Annotated in this window: 16 protein-coding genes; 4 read left to right on the forward strand and 12 right to left on the reverse strand. The window is 31.4% G+C overall.

What is annotated here, in order from left to right:
- Position 1: 1 nt before the first annotated feature.
- Both NNL09_RS13785 and NNL09_RS13790 read right to left on the reverse strand, forming a co-directional pair.
- On the reverse strand, positions 2-808 hold the full coding sequence (locus NNL09_RS13785; protein WP_196909582.1) for a Cof-type HAD-IIB family hydrolase: 807 nt from the start codon (positions 806-808) through the stop codon (positions 2-4).
- Between the two features lie 39 nt (positions 809-847).
- Positions 848-1,774: an alpha/beta hydrolase gene (locus NNL09_RS13790; protein ID WP_025665962.1), complete on the reverse strand. Its 927-nt coding sequence runs from the start codon at positions 1,772-1,774 to the stop codon at positions 848-850.
- A gap of 258 nt (positions 1,775-2,032) precedes the next feature.
- On the opposite strand from NNL09_RS13790, the gene NNL09_RS13795 reads away from it, so the two are divergent.
- Positions 2,033-2,815, forward strand: coding sequence for a S1/P1 nuclease (locus NNL09_RS13795; RefSeq protein WP_196909583.1), 783 nt, complete (start codon positions 2,033-2,035; stop codon positions 2,813-2,815).
- Between the two features lie 8 nt (positions 2,816-2,823).
- Here the strand turns inward: NNL09_RS13795 and NNL09_RS13800 are convergent, their stop codons facing one another.
- Positions 2,824-3,681 (reverse strand): AraC family transcriptional regulator, encoded by an 858-nt coding sequence (locus NNL09_RS13800; protein ID WP_025665964.1) that lies wholly within the window; start codon positions 3,679-3,681, stop codon positions 2,824-2,826.
- A 208-nt stretch (positions 3,682-3,889) separates the two neighbouring features.
- Between NNL09_RS13800 and NNL09_RS13805 the strand changes: the two genes are divergently transcribed.
- Entirely contained in the window at positions 3,890-4,306 is a 417-nt protein-coding gene (locus NNL09_RS13805; RefSeq protein WP_196909584.1) for a MauE/DoxX family redox-associated membrane protein, read from the forward strand.
- 149 nt (positions 4,307-4,455) lie between these two features.
- Here the strand turns inward: NNL09_RS13805 and NNL09_RS26290 are convergent, their stop codons facing one another.
- Entirely contained in the window at positions 4,456-4,803 is a 348-nt protein-coding gene (locus NNL09_RS26290; protein WP_025665966.1) for a hypothetical protein, read from the reverse strand.
- A complete protein-coding gene (locus NNL09_RS13810; RefSeq protein WP_025665967.1) occupies positions 4,800-5,264 on the reverse strand; it encodes a hypothetical protein in 465 nt (154 codons plus the stop codon). The genes NNL09_RS26290 and NNL09_RS13810 overlap by 4 nt, the downstream gene beginning before the upstream one ends.
- 202 nt (positions 5,265-5,466) lie before the next feature.
- Here NNL09_RS13810 and NNL09_RS13815 point away from each other — a divergent pair, with 202 nt between their 5' ends.
- Positions 5,467-6,519, forward strand: a complete 1,053-nt coding sequence (locus NNL09_RS13815; protein ID WP_196909585.1) for a M12 family metallopeptidase — start codon at positions 5,467-5,469, stop codon at positions 6,517-6,519.
- A gap of 83 nt (positions 6,520-6,602) precedes the next feature.
- Here NNL09_RS13815 and NNL09_RS13820 read toward each other — a convergent pair whose 3' ends face one another.
- Complete coding sequence (locus NNL09_RS13820; protein WP_196909586.1) at positions 6,603-7,457, reverse strand: DUF6503 family protein; 855 nt, start codon at positions 7,455-7,457, stop codon at positions 6,603-6,605.
- A 105-nt stretch (positions 7,458-7,562) separates the two neighbouring features.
- A complete protein-coding gene (locus NNL09_RS13825) occupies positions 7,563-9,212 on the reverse strand; it encodes a serine hydrolase (protein WP_196909587.1) in 1,650 nt (549 codons plus the stop codon).
- A 168-nt stretch (positions 9,213-9,380) separates the two neighbouring features.
- On the opposite strand from NNL09_RS13825, the gene NNL09_RS13830 reads away from it, so the two are divergent.
- Positions 9,381-11,693, forward strand: coding sequence for a S9 family peptidase (locus NNL09_RS13830; RefSeq protein WP_231389071.1), 2,313 nt, complete (start codon positions 9,381-9,383; stop codon positions 11,691-11,693).
- A 57-nt stretch (positions 11,694-11,750) separates the two neighbouring features.
- Here the strand turns inward: NNL09_RS13830 and NNL09_RS13835 are convergent, their stop codons facing one another.
- The 5 genes from NNL09_RS13835 to NNL09_RS13855 form a co-directional block, all read right to left on the reverse strand.
- Positions 11,751-12,356, reverse strand: a complete 606-nt coding sequence (locus tag NNL09_RS13835) for a MarR family winged helix-turn-helix transcriptional regulator (protein ID WP_196909588.1) — start codon at positions 12,354-12,356, stop codon at positions 11,751-11,753.
- Positions 12,357-12,428: 72 nt separating this feature from the next.
- Positions 12,429-12,692: a DUF2024 family protein gene (locus tag NNL09_RS13840; RefSeq protein ID WP_317193918.1), complete on the reverse strand. Its 264-nt coding sequence runs from the start codon at positions 12,690-12,692 to the stop codon at positions 12,429-12,431.
- A 7-nt stretch (positions 12,693-12,699) separates the two neighbouring features.
- Entirely contained in the window at positions 12,700-13,425 is a 726-nt protein-coding gene (locus NNL09_RS13845; RefSeq protein ID WP_025665974.1) for a hypothetical protein, read from the reverse strand.
- A gap of 102 nt (positions 13,426-13,527) precedes the next feature.
- Complete coding sequence (locus NNL09_RS13850; protein WP_025665975.1) at positions 13,528-13,761, reverse strand: hypothetical protein; 234 nt, start codon at positions 13,759-13,761, stop codon at positions 13,528-13,530.
- Between the two features lie 158 nt (positions 13,762-13,919).
- A complete protein-coding gene (locus NNL09_RS13855; protein ID WP_196909589.1) occupies positions 13,920-16,238 on the reverse strand; it encodes an outer membrane beta-barrel family protein in 2,319 nt (772 codons plus the stop codon).
- Between the last annotated feature and the right edge of the window lie 2 nt (positions 16,239-16,240).

The following is a 16,240-nucleotide window of genomic DNA, read 5'->3' on the forward strand; positions in this document are numbered from 1 at the left end:
GTTATAAAATATTTTTTTGAATATATGTTGCTACTCCATTTTCTTTTCCAGAAAGCGTAATAACATTTGCTACTTGTAAAGTTTCTGGTTTTGCATTTGCTACAGCTACACCAGTTCCTACTGCTTGTAGCATTGCAATATCATTATAATTATCTCCAAATGCAACTGCATCAGAAATAGGAATTTTAAAATAGGAGTCAAGCAGTATTTCTATGGCAGTTAATTTTGAAATACTTTTATGTGCAATCTCTATATATGTTGGTTTAGAACGATATAAATGAAGAGTGTCTTTGAAACGATTTTCTAAAAATGCATAGGCTTGATCTATGTAGGATTCTTCACCCATACACATAATCTTATGAGCTCCTTTGTTATGAGTTTTCCACTCTTGTATCACATGTTGGGTTGACTTTACCACTGGATTTACTTTGGTGTTATTTGCTTCACGATTGGCCCAAAAATCCATTTTAGGAACAAACCAATCATTATTGTGATATAAGCTTATATGAAATTTTTGATCTTTATTAAAAGTATCTAATTCTTCTATAATATCTGGAGATATAAAAGTAGAATGAACAGGTTTTTGATCTACCAAAATTAACCCTCCATTATAGCATATCATAGGTTGGTTTTTTATATCTAATTCTTCTTGCAAATGATTCATAGCATCTGGCATTCTCGAAGAAATTAAAACTACAGGTATAGTGTTTTTAATTCTCTTAATTTCTGAAATCGTAAGTTCAGAAAGCTCTCTTTCAGAATTTAGTAGTGTTCCATCAATATCAGAGAATACAATGCGATGTGGCATTAGGTGTTTTTGATTAGGGTTATATAATTTTTTAATAAACTATTGATTCACAAAGTTAGTAATCCCGGTTAGAACTTCGGGCATTATTTTTCTAAAGGGTTCATTATATGATTTGTGATTTTCTAGTCGACCTCCTTTAATTTCTTTTAAGATATGATTCATATCTGTAACAAATAGATATTCGGCTTGCGGTATAATCTCTTTAAATTTCTCTGCTTGGATTGATTCTACCTGGATATCTTTATCACCATAAATTATGAGAATAGGCATTTCTAATTTTAAAATTTCCTCAGAAGGATTATATTTTATCCAGGAACTCATAAAGGGTTGTAAATTATATCTAAAAATAGATTCTAATGCTGGGTCATAACTAGTAGCCCTTCCATTTTCTTTTAATTGCTTAAAAGCTACAGAAGCACTTTTATCTAGACCAGGAGCCTGTTTCGCAATTTGTTCTATAATTACCTGATCTATTGATACTGCATTTCCTGCTATAGAAATAAAACCATCTGCCCTTCCTTTTGCAGCAATCATCCCTACTAAAGAACCTTGACCATGACCAGCGATAATGACTTTTTTGTATTTTCCGTTTTTATTGAAATAATCTATTATTGATATTGCATCTTCAATATAATGATCTAAAGAAATTTCATGCTCCTTAATTCCTAAACCATCCATCTTAAAAAGCCTTTTGTCATAGCGATAAGTTGCAATACCTTCTTTAGCAAGTTCATAAGAAAGTTTCTTAAAAGTATCATTTTTAGACATTCGATCATTGCCATCCCTATTAATCGCTCCGGCATCCATTATAAAAATAACCAAAGGAACATTATCTTCAGAATATGGAGTAACCAAAGAACCCTCTATATATTTATTGATTTTAACAACTGCAGAGTTAAATTCTTTTTTTTGAGCAAAAGTCAATGCAGAAATCAAGATCATAAATAAATAAAATTTACTCTTCATAGTAGGTGGGGTTTGTTTATATAACAAATAAGAAATGAATATTAATCAAATTGATATTGGCTAAATGTTTAATATGAATTGAATCGTGTTTGATTATCTAACACAACATACATAAAACAGATAAAACGACAAATTTGAAAGCATATTTTGATTTGAGACAATTACTATTTGTTATTTTAATGTTATTTACGCGTAATTAATCATTTTTAACGAATCACTAACATACCCTTTTTTATCTTTGCTTCAAAATATATATAAATGAAACTTCAATATAAATGGTTACTTGTTTTATTCATAATTTCATTATCTGGATTTTCTGCAGATTATGATTGGGGAAAGACAGGGCATAGAGCTACGGGTCAGATCGCAGATTCGTACTTGACAAAAAAAGCAAGGCGTAATATAGCAAAACTTCTTAATGGTCAAAGTCTTGCTTTGGTTTCTACATTTGCTGATGAAATTAAGAGTGACAAAAAATATAGAGGTTATAGCCCTTGGCATTATGTTAATTTTCCATTTGATAAGAAATATGGTGAAGAAGAGCCTAGTGAATACGGCGATTTGGTAAAAGGGATAAATACATGTATATCGGTATTAAAAGATGAAAAATCATCTAAAGAAGATATGATGTTTCATCTTAAAATGCTAGTGCATTTTATTGGTGATTTACATCAACCACTTCATGTGGGTAGAGGAGAAGATAAAGGAGGAAATGATATTCAGGTACGTTGGTTTAGAGGTGGATCTAACTTACATAGGGTTTGGGATAGTGATATGATAGATTATTATGGTATGAGCTATACAGAATTATCTATAAATAAGACAGTTTTATCTAAGAATGAGATTAAAGTAATTCAAAACGGTGGTATTGTAAACTGGGTGCACGAATCCCAAAAGCTTGCACAACAAGTATATGGATCGGCAAATGTAGGCGAAAAACTAGGTTATAAATATATGTATGATTATTTTCCTATAGTACGTACCCAATTGCAAAAAGGAGGAATACGACTGGCTAAAATATTAAATGAAATTTTTGGATAAAATCACGATTAGCTAATAGACATTTCGTTACGGTATTGCTTGGGAGACATCGAAAAATGCTTTTTAAAAGTTTTGGTAAGATGACTCTCATCTGTATATCCTAATTGATATGCAATTTCTGCAATAGTAAATTCGGTATGTTGTAAACGATACTCGACCAACTTCATTTTATATTTTGTAACGTATTGGTGTATAGATTCTCCTGTTTTTCTTTTAAAATATGTGCTAATTGAACTCTGAGACATATTAAACTTATTTGCCAAAAAATTAATCTTAGTAAGATCATTGTCATAAACATGTTGTCTAATATGGCTTAAGATCGAATCTATTTTGTTGTGAGAAACAAGGATATTTTTTTGATGTGAATTATATTTTTCAGAAATATTACGAACTATTATACTTAGAATAGTACTTATTGCATTAGAAATAATTTCCTGATAATATACTTTCTCATTTTTAAACTCTTCTAGGACGACATTATGAATATCCCAAATAATACTTCGGTCTTCTTCATGAGAAATTACATCTCCTGGTATAATATTTGGTTGGTGTAATAATTGCTCAATACGTTGTAACCAATATTTTCTGTCCGGAAGATTGACTTTACTAGAAAACAAAAGCTCTGTAAACTTGAAATAAGTAAAATTAGTACGCTTTTCAATTTCGAAGTGATGTGTGTCCTCTGGCGCTAGTAAAAAGATATTGTTTTCTTTATAAGGAAACCGTATATCATTAATGGTATGATATCCACTTCCTTTTTCAATAAAAATGATTTCAAAATAGTTATGATTATGAGGTTCCGCTTCCCATTCATCAATAGCATATTGATGTACAACAAAAGTTTCATTCAAGGTATAACGGTTCATAAACAATTCTTTAACATTTTAAAGTTACAAAAATAAAATCAATAAAACAGGAATTCTTTTATACAAGTATTTTTAGATAAATATGTTTGATTGTGTTGATAACTAATTGATTAGATTGTTTTTTATACAAGTTATATACAAAATTATACAAGAATTAGAATAAAGGTAAAATATAAATTTGCCGCTCAAAATTTCACACAAATCTATCATGAAAATTAGAATTTATTTATATCATCTCACTAGAGTGATATTTGGAGTGTTGCTGGTGTTGTATGGTACTTATAATGTAATTAGGTATTCTGAGTTTTTAGAGCGACTGGACATATATTTTGATAATGCTACGGTATTTAATATAGGTTTTGTAGAAGCCCTTGCTCCATTAGTGCCTTTTGAGGAATTTGTAATAGGGATGTTCTTGATTCTAAAGATTTTTGTTAGAAAAGCTCTAATCGCGATCATCATACTATTTACTTTTTTCACTTTGTTTTTGGTAGATGCAGATTGTCTGATTTTGGCACTTATTCATCTGGTTTTTTGCGGTATTGCTATGGTATTATTAAAAAATGGTAAGTACAATTTAAACGCTATAAGCTATGATAAAGATTCATACCAAGTTATATCATAAAATATAAAAAAAATAGCTGCCTCTTTGCAGAGAGGTTTTTTTTCATAAGTTAATTTTGTTTGATGTTAAAAGCGCCCTTACAGTTTTGTAAGGGTTTTTTTATCGAATTATCACCCTCTTCAGCATACTAATTTGAAATAAATAAAAAATTAAAGATAAAGAGATGCCCAATATATCAAACCAAATTGAAGTAACAATCTAGTGACTAAAACGAATTTTGGTAAATTTAAACTCGCTTTTTTATGTACAAGCATGTGTATATGAACTGGAAAAAATAGAATGAGCATAAAAATTATACTCCATGCAGAAAATGTTCTGGTTGGTGCAAATAATAAACCAAAACTCACAGAAACCTCTGCAATACCACTTAAATAAACCAATAGTTTGTGATAAGGAATATATAAAGGCATTATTCTCATGAATGCCTTAGGGCGAATTAGATGAAAAACTCCGGCAATACCAAAGATGAATGATAAAACATATAAGTGCCAACTCATGAAACCCCGGTAGCTTTTTCTTTACCAGCTTCTCTAAGCGAATGATTTTTGTTATGAGCTATCATTTTAATAAAGCTTATTTTTCTAAAGCGTAGCGCATTCCAATCTGTATTAATAGAAACATGATTTATTGGTTCGAGATTATAATCTCCAAGAACTCCCCAGCCATAATCTCTATTAATTTCTGTGGTATATTTTTTAGAGTTTTTTTTAGGATATGCAAACCAAAGTATTGCATCACCTACCAGTTTTGGATATACGGTTTCTATACGATTTTCTATTTGCTTCTTTTCAGTAACAAATATAACAGCAAAATCAACCTCTGATACCTGAATCAAAGATTCTTTAACATTTACACCTTTAAGACAATCAAGGTCTTCACAAAACCCTTCGGGTTCATTAAGTATTAGTATCTCATCTAAAAAGGGAGGTAGCTGTAATTTTTTAAATAGAGGTGTCATGAGAATAAATTTTAGAAAAACTTGTGTCTCTTAAAGATACAAAAAAAACTGATCATTTTATAACTTGATGTTTTTATGAAAATATTTATATGGTAATCTGTATCAGTATGTTAAGCAGGTTTTGGTTATTGTATTGCATTAAGAGCAATAAAAACAAGAAAATTGAAGTTTACTTTATAACACAAACTCAAATATATACATTATGAAAACAGTTTTTAAGAGCACTGTACTAGGTGCTTTAGCATTCGTTGCATGCACAACTTTCGTTTCTTGTGAGAAGGATCAAGACAATGCTCACGAACAATTAGAAAACCAGACAATAGTCGAAAAAGGATTCTTGCATGAGCAAGCCTATCCAGAAAGAACAGGAAAATTAGTTACTATTGAGCTTAATGGGGAATCTGTTGAAGTCGAGGAAATCGACGGACAGTATGTTTTAGGAGATATTCTTATTGATAAAGAGGATGTTATGGTTAAAAATGGCAAAAGTACAGGACGTACCGGAAGTAGATGGCCAAACAACACAGTGTATTATGAAATACAAAGTAGTTTACCTAATCAGGCAAGAGTAACCAATGCGATCGCACATTGGGAGGCAAATACAAGTCTTAAATTTGTGAAAAGAACAAATCAGACAGCCTATATCTACTTTAGAAGTGGTAGTGGATGCTCTTCTTCTGTGGGCCGAACAGGTAGAAGACAAAATATCAATCTTGCAAATGGATGCTCTACAGGGAATACAATTCATGAAATAGGTCATGCTGTAGGATTATGGCATGAGCAAAGTAGAAAAGACAGGGATCAGTATATCACAATCAATTTTCAGAATATACAGGCGAATAGAGATTTTAATTTTAAAACGTATTCTCAGCAAGGGTATGATGGTGATGAGTATACTAACTCGTTAGATTTTAATTCGATTATGTTATATGGTTCTTATGCTTTTTCTGCAAATGGCCAACCTACTATTGTAAAAAAAGATGGATCTACTTATAATGCACAAAGAAATGGACTTTCTAGCGGAGATATTGCCGGAATAAAAATTATGTACCCCGGTGGTGGTGGAAATGATATTTGTGAGGGAGTAGCTCCCTGGTCTAGTTCTCAAAATTATCAAGTAGGAGATCGTGTAACATATAGAGGGTATTTGTATGAAAGAACTTCTAGTGGTTGGACTCGAATAGGGCAGTGTGGTACATCAAAATCATCAAACGCTCAAGATGTGCCGCACCTTAACGATGTAGCAAAAAATTAATACTGCATAGGAAATAGCATGAAAAATAAAATCCCTTCAGAGTTTTTCTGAAGGGATTTTTATATGCTGCAAAAAGTAATGTGTTATAGTTTTATCTCTTTGGCATTATCTGGAGTTTCAAAAATAGAACCTTCATCATCCAGAAAGGTAATATCTGTAATTGTAGCTTCTCCCAATTCAGTAGTGATACCTTTTTCTTCAGTCCAACCATAAAACATCCATTTCGTAGCAAATGGTATTCCTTCTATGGTTTTAAAATCTTGATATTGTATAATATGTGGATCACTCTCTGCCTTAGTAATATCACCTTTACTTCCAAACGTAACAATATACGCTGTGGCTTGTAAAGTGTGATCTTTGGGATCTGTATAAATAATATACCAATCATCTGGAGAATCCCCAATACCTTTTTCGAAGGAAAGCTTAGCAGTTTGATAGTCTACTTCGCTTAAAGATCTCATGTCTTCAAGCTCTAATTTGCTGCCGGGATCATTTAATTTATATGGCATGGCAAAGAAATAAGTCCAAGTAAAGATATCGAAACGTGCTCCTTTATCGCTTGCATCTTCTGGGCACAAAAAAACTTTTTCGCCAGTATAGATCAATTTACTCTCATCTTTTTTATCAATTCTGATTTTTGTAGAATTCGTTAACATAGTGATTTTACCATCCAGACGTAATTTACCACCAAAGGAAATCGCAATGTTAAAACTTACCGCTTTATGCTTTAGGAAATCATCTTTTTTATGTGCGTTCTCAATGTTTTTAATATGATGATCCATAATAGATATAGCGCCATCTCCCATACCACCATCTGGTTCTACCGGAATCTTTTCGGTTTTGTTATCTGTAGCATCTGTAGTTTGATTTTCTTGCTTTTTATTGTTACCACAGCTTAAAATGATAATGGCCATGATCAAAATCCATAGATTTTTCATAAATAATAGTTCGTGTTATAAGTATCAAAATTACTAAAACCAATACTTCAACAAACAATTTTTAGGAAAAATGTAACAGAAAGATATGGTAACTTTATAAAAAAACTAATCAATACGTTTGGCGGGAGTTTTTTGCCCTCCTTGATTAAGTACAGCGCTAACCACTTTATTATTTTCTTTTATAAACTCTAGAGAAGCAGAGAACTCTTTTACAAAAAATACAGTTTCGCTTTCTGGATATATTTTGAAACTTTTTTGCCCTGTTGCTTGCGAAATTAGCTGCCCGTTTTCTAAAGATATTGTAAGATTAAATCCTTCTTTGATTTGGTAAACCCCTACATATTGGCTAAGTATATTTTCTGATACAGTAATTGCCTTTTTATCTGCAGGAATAGGTGCATTTGTTTTATATCCTTTAGTTTCTTTAACTCTGTTTTTAAAAATAGCTTCAGGTTTTTTACTACCAGTTTTAAACAAGATTTCAGAAAAACTATCCTCGAAGAAAAAAGTGTTTTCTGCTTTAGGAAAAATTTTGAATTGCTTACCGGCATCTCTTTGGCTGTATAATTGACCATCCTTTAGGCTAATACTTCTTACTGCTCCATCTTCAAATTTATATACACCTGTTAGCTTTTTTAATGCTGAAGCTGAAACATTTGTTTTTTTCTCTTCACCATATGGTTTATCTATCGCAATTGCTGCAATACGAATTGTAATGTCTGTAGGGCTATTGCAGTTGCAATTGGTTAATATTGCAGCATGTACATCTTCTTCGGGAATATAAATCTGATAGGAGGTATATCCAAAGATGCCGCCACCATGTTCAATTGTGGGTACTCCATTGATCTCATTTACGCTCCACCCATATCCATAATAAGTAGGTTTTCCATTATTTAGTGTTGTATTCTGAAATGCTTTTTTAATAGTTTCTGCTTTAACCAGAGTATTGGTATTAACTGCATTTTGCCATTTGTGTAAATCTTCTACAGTACTCATCAACGAACCGGCGGCATAGGGTAATGTCATGCTTAGGTAAGCAGAATTAATATATCCTTCTCGAGTTTGATATCCCGAAGCTCTGTTTTTGATGATTTCTCTTTTACTGCCATAGTATGAATTATTCATTGCTAATGGTTTGAAAATATTTTGCTCTATAAAATCCTCATAAGATTGCCCAGAAATTTTTTCGATTATAAAACCCAGGATAATATATCCAGAGTTATTATATAACCATTTTTCACCAGGATCAAAATCCATAGGTTCATTTTTAAAATAATTAATCAACTCGGTAGGAGTCATATCTTTTGCAGCGATCTCTGATAAATTCATAGAGGTGTAGCTCTTAATTCCCGAAGTATGGTTTAAGAGGTGATGTATTGTTATTTTTTTTCCATGTGTAGGATAATCCGGGATGAATTTGGTGATTTCATCTTCGATGGTAAGTTTACCTTGCTCCATAAGCATTAAGATAGCAACCGAGGTAAATTGTTTAGTTATAGAACCTATTTCGAAAACATTACTAGGTTTCATAGGAACTTCTAGTTCTATATTAGCAAGTCCAAAAGCTTTATGGTAAATGATTTTTCCTTGTTTAGCTACCAAAACAGTAGCTCCAGAGCCATCTGGTTTATATCTCTCTTGGAGAAGAGTATCAAATTTTTCTTCGAGACTTTGTGAAAAAGAAGTTAGTGGTATAGCAATGCATAATAGTAGTAACAAAAATATAATCCCTGGTCTATGTTTTGTAGTTATCATAATACTTGTTTTGATTGATTTATCCATATGACGCTCTAATACATTAATGGTTACAGAAAAAATGAATAACTACTTGACTAATTTATGATGAATGATGTAACAAAAAGTAGAATTAGGTTACTTACTATTTACAAACACTCTTAATTAATCAATAAAATCTAACACATAATGAAAACAAAATCATTAAAAGTATGGACCACCTTTATCGTGTTACTGTGCATGTCTTTTACTCAGTCGTATGGACAAGAAGTTACAGGAACTTGGAAAGGGAAATTATCGGTTCAGGGGGCAGAAATTCCTTTAGCATTTCATATAGAAAAAACGAATGGGGCATTAGCAGCAACAATGGATAGCCCATCTCAAGGAGCAACAGGAATCCCTATGGATACAGCACTTTTTGAAAACAATCAATTAACTTTAGCATTAAAACAAGCAGGAGTTAAATATGTAGCAACTGTCGATGCAAAAAAACTTACAGGAACTTTTTATCAAGGCGGAATGGAACTACCACTAGAAATGGAAAAATCAGAAAAAACTATACCAGGTAACCCAGAATTGGTTACTACAGATTCTGCTCTTGTAGAATTAAGTAATTTGGATAAAGGGGATTATAAATATTCAGTTGAAGATTATTTTGCCAAACCTAAAGCCAGAACTTTTCGCTTTTCTCCCAACGGGAAATATCTTTCTTATAGAGAAAAAGATGATAATAAAAAGAATCATGTATATGTAAAAGAAATTGCCACAAACAAAGTTACTCGTGTTATTGAAGAAAAAGAAGAATTGATTCGAGGGTATGGTTGGGCAAATAATAACCGTTTGGTTTATGTAATGGATAAAGGAGGAAATGAAGATTATCATCTCTTTGCTGCAAATATTGATGGATCAGATCAAAAAGAATTAACTCCTTTTGAAGGTGTTCAGGTAAATATTCTTGAAGGTTTAAAAGAAGATGAAGATCATATGATCATTTCTATGAACAAGAATAACAAACAAATTTTTGAACCTTATAAAATCAATATAGTTACTGGTGAGATTAAACAATTATTCAAAAATGAAGATGCTGCAAATCCAATTGCAGGATATAGTTTTGATAAAGATGGTAACCTTAAAGGATATGCCAAAATCAGAGATGGAGTAAACTTTGATTTATATTATGCCAAGGAAGAAGGAAAATATGAAATCATTAAACAGTTAAATTGGAAAGATACATTTTCTATTCTGAGATTTGATTATGCTACAGATAATCCTCATGATGCATATGTGGTTTCTAATCTGAAATCTGATAAATCTCAAATTTATTTATACGATCTTAAGGCAGATAAAGTGATTAAGAAAATTTTCTCGAACGATGAATATGATGTATCTAGCCTTTCGGTGTCAAAAAAAAGAGGGTATGAGTTAGACTACTTTTCTTATGAGGGAGAAAAGAGTATAATTGTACCCGTAAGTGATTATTATAAGAAATTACACGCAAAAATTACAACGAAGTTTCCAGATCATCAATACTCTATTGCAGATAAAACGGATGAAGAAGATAAATATTTAATTTTCTTACAAAGTGATAAATTATATGGAGTATATTATTCTTACGACACCAAGACTGGCGAATTTAAGTTGTTATACAACTTAATGCCACAGTTGAAGGAAAAAGATATGGCCGAAATGCGTCCAATTACTTTTACAAGTAGAGATGGCTTAACTATAAATGGATATATCACTTTACCAAAAGAAGCATTACAAGGAAAGAAAGTTCCATTGATTGTAAATCCACACGGCGGACCACAAGGTATTCGTGATTCATGGGGATTTAATCCAGAAGCTCAATTGTTTGCTAGTAGAGGATATGCAACTTTGCAAGTGAATTTTAGAATATCTGGGGGTTACGGAAGAGAGTTTTTAGAGTCAGGATTTAAAGAAATTGGAAGAAAAGCCATGGACGATGTAGAGGATGGATTAAAGTATGTAATCGATCAAGGTTGGGTAAATAAAGATAAAGTAGCTATCTATGGAGGGAGTCATGGTGGATATGCTGTGTTGAGAGGGCTAACTAAAACTCCTGATTTGTATACTTGTGGTGTAGATTACGTTGGAGTTTCTAATTTGTTTACTTTTATGAAAACCATTCCTCCTTATTGGAAACCTTATTTAAAGATCATAAAAGAAATATGGTATGATGAAGATGTGGCCGAAGAAAAAGCTATCATGGAAGAAGTGTCTCCTGTATATCAAATAGATAAAATTAAAAAACCACTATTTGTAGTGCAAGGAGCAAATGACCCCAGAGTAAATATAGATGAATCAGATCAGATCGTTAAAGCTTTAAGAGATAAGGGGTTTGATGTACCTTATATGGTAAAATATGATGAAGGTCATGGTTTTGGTAAAGAAGAAAACTCTATAGAGATGTATAAAGCTATGATGGGATTTTATGCAAAACATTTAAATAATAAAAAAACAACAAAACCTGTAAAAGGATAAATTAGATTCTCTAATTGTACATAAAAACCTCCTGAAACTTGATTTAGGAGGTTTTTTTTATGGTTTTTCTTCAAAGTCAGCGCAATCTAATCTAATATCTACATCTTTAAGCTCTGTTTGAATAAAATTACAATAATGATTGTTATCGTTTTTTTCATAGAATTTACAAGCATAACAAGTTCTCTGTACCGATAATATTCCTGATCTGTTTAGTTGATAAATTAAAATGTTTATAGTCTTTAACAGAGATTCCTGTTCCTCGGTATTAAAATTTAAAAGTTGCTTCTTGATGGGGTCTGCAAAATTTTCGGCTTCAGAAACATTTTTTTGACCTTTTGGGGTTAAGCTTATATAATAACTTCTATTATCTGTTGACGTCTTATTTTTGAAGATCATTTCTTTTTTTTCTAATGTCTTAACCGCATCACTAATCGTAGGTTTAGTTACATTAAATTCTTTTGCAAGATGACTTACGGTACATAAATCTTCTTTGTGATATGCTATGAAAATTATAATCTGTATCTGTATAGGACTTAAGCCTGCAGTTTTTGCGTGTTCCCATAACAACGTTCTAAAGACCTCAGAAATACGTTCCAGGCCAATTACAATTTTGCTATTGATATCTTTATGTTGAAACGATATGTCAAAAATACTTTTATTCATATAAAATGCTAAAGAGAAAGCATCACTTTCTCTTTAGCAAAGTTAGTAATCCTAATTATTTATTTGTCGTTTTTAGCAATTTTCCATTTCAATAATCGAATATCCTTTGATTTCGATATCATTTATCATTTCCGGAGTTGCTTGTTCAATATGGCAAAGCCTACATTCATTAGTAGTAATTTTCTCTGTCTTAAAGGGTTTAGACTTTAGGTAATTTTCTCCAAATTTAAACACCATATCCTGATCTGTTATAGAATCGGGGACGAGTATGTCAAAATGCATTATGATCCCATCATTTCGTTGTACGTAAGTATCCCAAACGGCTATTTTCATCATTATAATATTACTTTGATTGTACGGTATATGGAAGAGACAAGTCGGTGCTTAAAACATTATATACTTTATACACACCAAGCATAGGTTTATCTTTGATTTCTGTATTTACCTGCATATAGGCAGAAACGGCATCGAACTTAAAGTCGGTTTGATTGTTTATTCTATAATCTGGTATTACTACTTTAATGCTTGTTTTGTTGGTAATGACTTGAAAACCGGGTGAATCCATATACATAGGCATTCCAGGATTAGTGGGAGGTAATTTTACCGAGGTATCTGTTTTTTTGAATTGCTTTACCGATAATCCGCCTTCGACCCGATCATCTTTATGAAGAACCACCCAATGAGGATGCCATATGATCCCATCGTTATCATAGATAGAATCATTATTCTCATCCCATAATGGGGTGTCATCAAAATCGGGATGAGATGTTAAAGCCAATGCTAGAATACCCTTAGTGTCATTAAACCCTACATCTGTTGGTTTTAGAGTCGTAGGAAAAACATAACCCAAAACGGGAGCACCGTGCAATTGCCCTGCCGGAGCTGGAGTTGTTTTTCCTGCGTTTCCTTTAACATTAATTTCCCAAATAGTACTATTGATATTGGTATCATGTATAACAGAAGCCTTTACTATTTGTAGATCATCAGTATTGTATTTTTTACACTCGTCACAGGCAATTAACGTACTGCTAAGTGCCATGAATACTATAGTTATAATTAAATTTTTCATTTTTTTGGTATTGTTGGTTTAAATGAGTCAACCATGATAAATAATTGACTCATTTCAAAATTGTATTATAATTAGGATTCCTAACTATTTAAATTAAAAAAATTATCCTTTTACATCTGCCATAGAAGCTCCAAAGTTAATATGTAGCACATTTCCATTAGGTGTTAGAAGTGCAGGAACAGATTGAATGCCTGCTATTTCGGCATTCTTAATTTGAGAATTATCTTCTCCTAAATGAACAATCTCTACATTGTCTGCTCCGATTAGATTAACAATATCATGTTCTGCACTAATACATACTGGGCATCCAGCATGATAAAAAATTGATTTACTCATTTGTATATATTTTAAAGTTATGCAAAATTGCAATACAAATATAGTAAGGAATCCTAACTAAAAAAATATTTTTATGACTTTTTATATAGATAGAGCGATTTATTCATGGATTTACACTGTGAAAATTGTACGTTAATGAATAAAAGATTAGTAATCTATTAGCGTATTCGATTCAGGTTATCATCTACGTCTTTATTTTTGAAGGATAGCTTTTTTATCTTACCAAAAGAATATTTAATTGAAAATGAAATTTCATTTCCATCTACATAAAAAGTATCCTGAACGGCAATATTGTTAGAAGTATACTTGTCTTTATATGTCATATTTCTAAAAATGTCATTAAAGTTTACAGCAATTTGTAAGTTTTCAAAATATGTTTTTGAAACGGATGCATTCATAATAAAAAGAGCATTTCTTTCAAAAACGCCTTGGTTTCGTCGGGTAAATCCCCAAAAATTTAACCCAAGAGTAGTTTTTGCAGCTAGTTTAAATTCATTATTCGAATAATAATAGAGATACGGCTTGCTTTGTTTTGTAACTGCTGTAGGGTTTTTAATACTATTGTGAACTAATGTTAGCGAATTTGTAGTGTTCCAAAATCGATAAGTGGCAGTATTAGCAAATCGAATTTGATATCCGGATTCTTTTTCAAAATTTTGAGGAGAAGATATAACTCTGTTTTCAGTATTATTATACGCTACGTTATAAAAAACAGGGTTGTTTTCTGTATAATAACTAATATTGCAAGTGTATTTTTTATATTGAAGAGTAGTTGATATTTCTTCAATTGTAGTAGATTTTAGATTAACATTTCTTGAAAATTCTACAAACGGATTGATAAATGTACTAATAGAACTGGCGTTAAGATAATTGGGTCGATTTATAATTGTACCATAATTTAAAGTAATACTTTTGGTACTATCTATGGGGATATTTATCCTTATTTTAGGGAAAAGACGTGTTTGTTTTCTATTTACTAATAGTTCATTAGCATTTCTAAAACCACCTTTTACAATATTAGTTTCAGATCTTATGCCAGTAGAATATTCTATTTTGTTTAGATTCCCAGATAGTTGTATATAGGATGCATAAATAGATTCTCGATAATCGTATTTTGAAATCTTTTTATCAACGGGATTTATGAACTCAAAATTTGAAAGTGCAAGGGCATTGGCGTTCGAAAGGCTACCACCAATTTCTAATTTTGTATGCTCACCAAAATTTTTGTCAATATCAATTTTACTTGCAAAAACACCGATTTCATATCTTTGATTTCTGTTTTGTGATAATTCGAACCCGGCTTCATTTATGTTATTAAAAATATGACTTTTGAGGTGTCTGACATAATTTGAATACTGAAGCCCAAAAAACAAATTAGAGGTGTGAGTGATTTTTTTATTGAAATTTATATTACTACTTAAAAAATTTCTTTTCTCATCGTTTTGTCCTTCGGTAATAATATGATCTTCTATAGATTGGTCTTGCAGAAGCGTATTTGTTTTGATTGGAAACTTATCTGTTTGAGCTCTCAGGTTTACTTGTCCCGAGATATAATCATTTTTGTTGAGCTGATAAAAGAAACCCCCTCCAGTGATAAATTGCGGCCTGGGACCGGTTGCTCTTACTTGATATTGAGATTTAATACCTTGATCTAAAACATTAAGCATAGAGTCAGCCCCTTCCCATGGACCAAGTTGATTGTAATTAAAATTACCTCGTAATTCTAATGCATTGTTTTTGTAGTTTGAGTGTACTCCTAAATAATTATTGAATCTCCTTTTAAAAGAAATGATTTCTGATAATTTAATGTTGTAACCATCAAGCGAATTTTGTTTTCTAGTGATCAGGATAAGATTTCTTCCTTCGGCTTCATATTTTGCAGATGGATTATCGATGAGTTCTATATCTTTTATGTTTTCTACAGATAATGATTTAAGTTGATCTATGTCAATCTTTTGGTTATCCATATAGATTAAAGGTGTTCCTTTTCCTACAACAGAAATAGATTCCTGATTAGGACTGATTTGAATTCCCGGAAGCTTAGACAATATATCTACTGTTGATGGTAATGACTCTAAAACAGAATTTTCAATACGTATTTTCAGATTACCATTTGCCATTGTTATATTGTTTTTAATGGCTTTAACGGTTACTTCGTCTAGTATGACTGTGTTTTCTTTGAGTTCGATAGTTATATTTTTGTTACTGTCTAACAGAATTACTTCTGACTTTTCTAAGTACCCTAAAGCAACTATAGATAAAGTATATTCGTTAGCTTTTAATCTTTCAAAAACAAATTTTCCGTTTTTTATAAAGGTATATTTTACAAGATTTGAATTTTTATCATAAAGAATTACATCTCCGGCTTCTACCGTAGTATTATTTTGATCTAAAATGGTTCCGGATAATGAATATTCTGATTGCCCATATCCAATATAAGAGAGTAAAAGGAATGAGAGGTACATAATTCGCTTCATTG

The organism is Aquimarina sp. EL_43 (assembly GCF_943422735.1).
Taxonomy (GTDB): Bacteria; Bacteroidota; Bacteroidia; order Flavobacteriales; family Flavobacteriaceae; genus Aquimarina; species Aquimarina megaterium.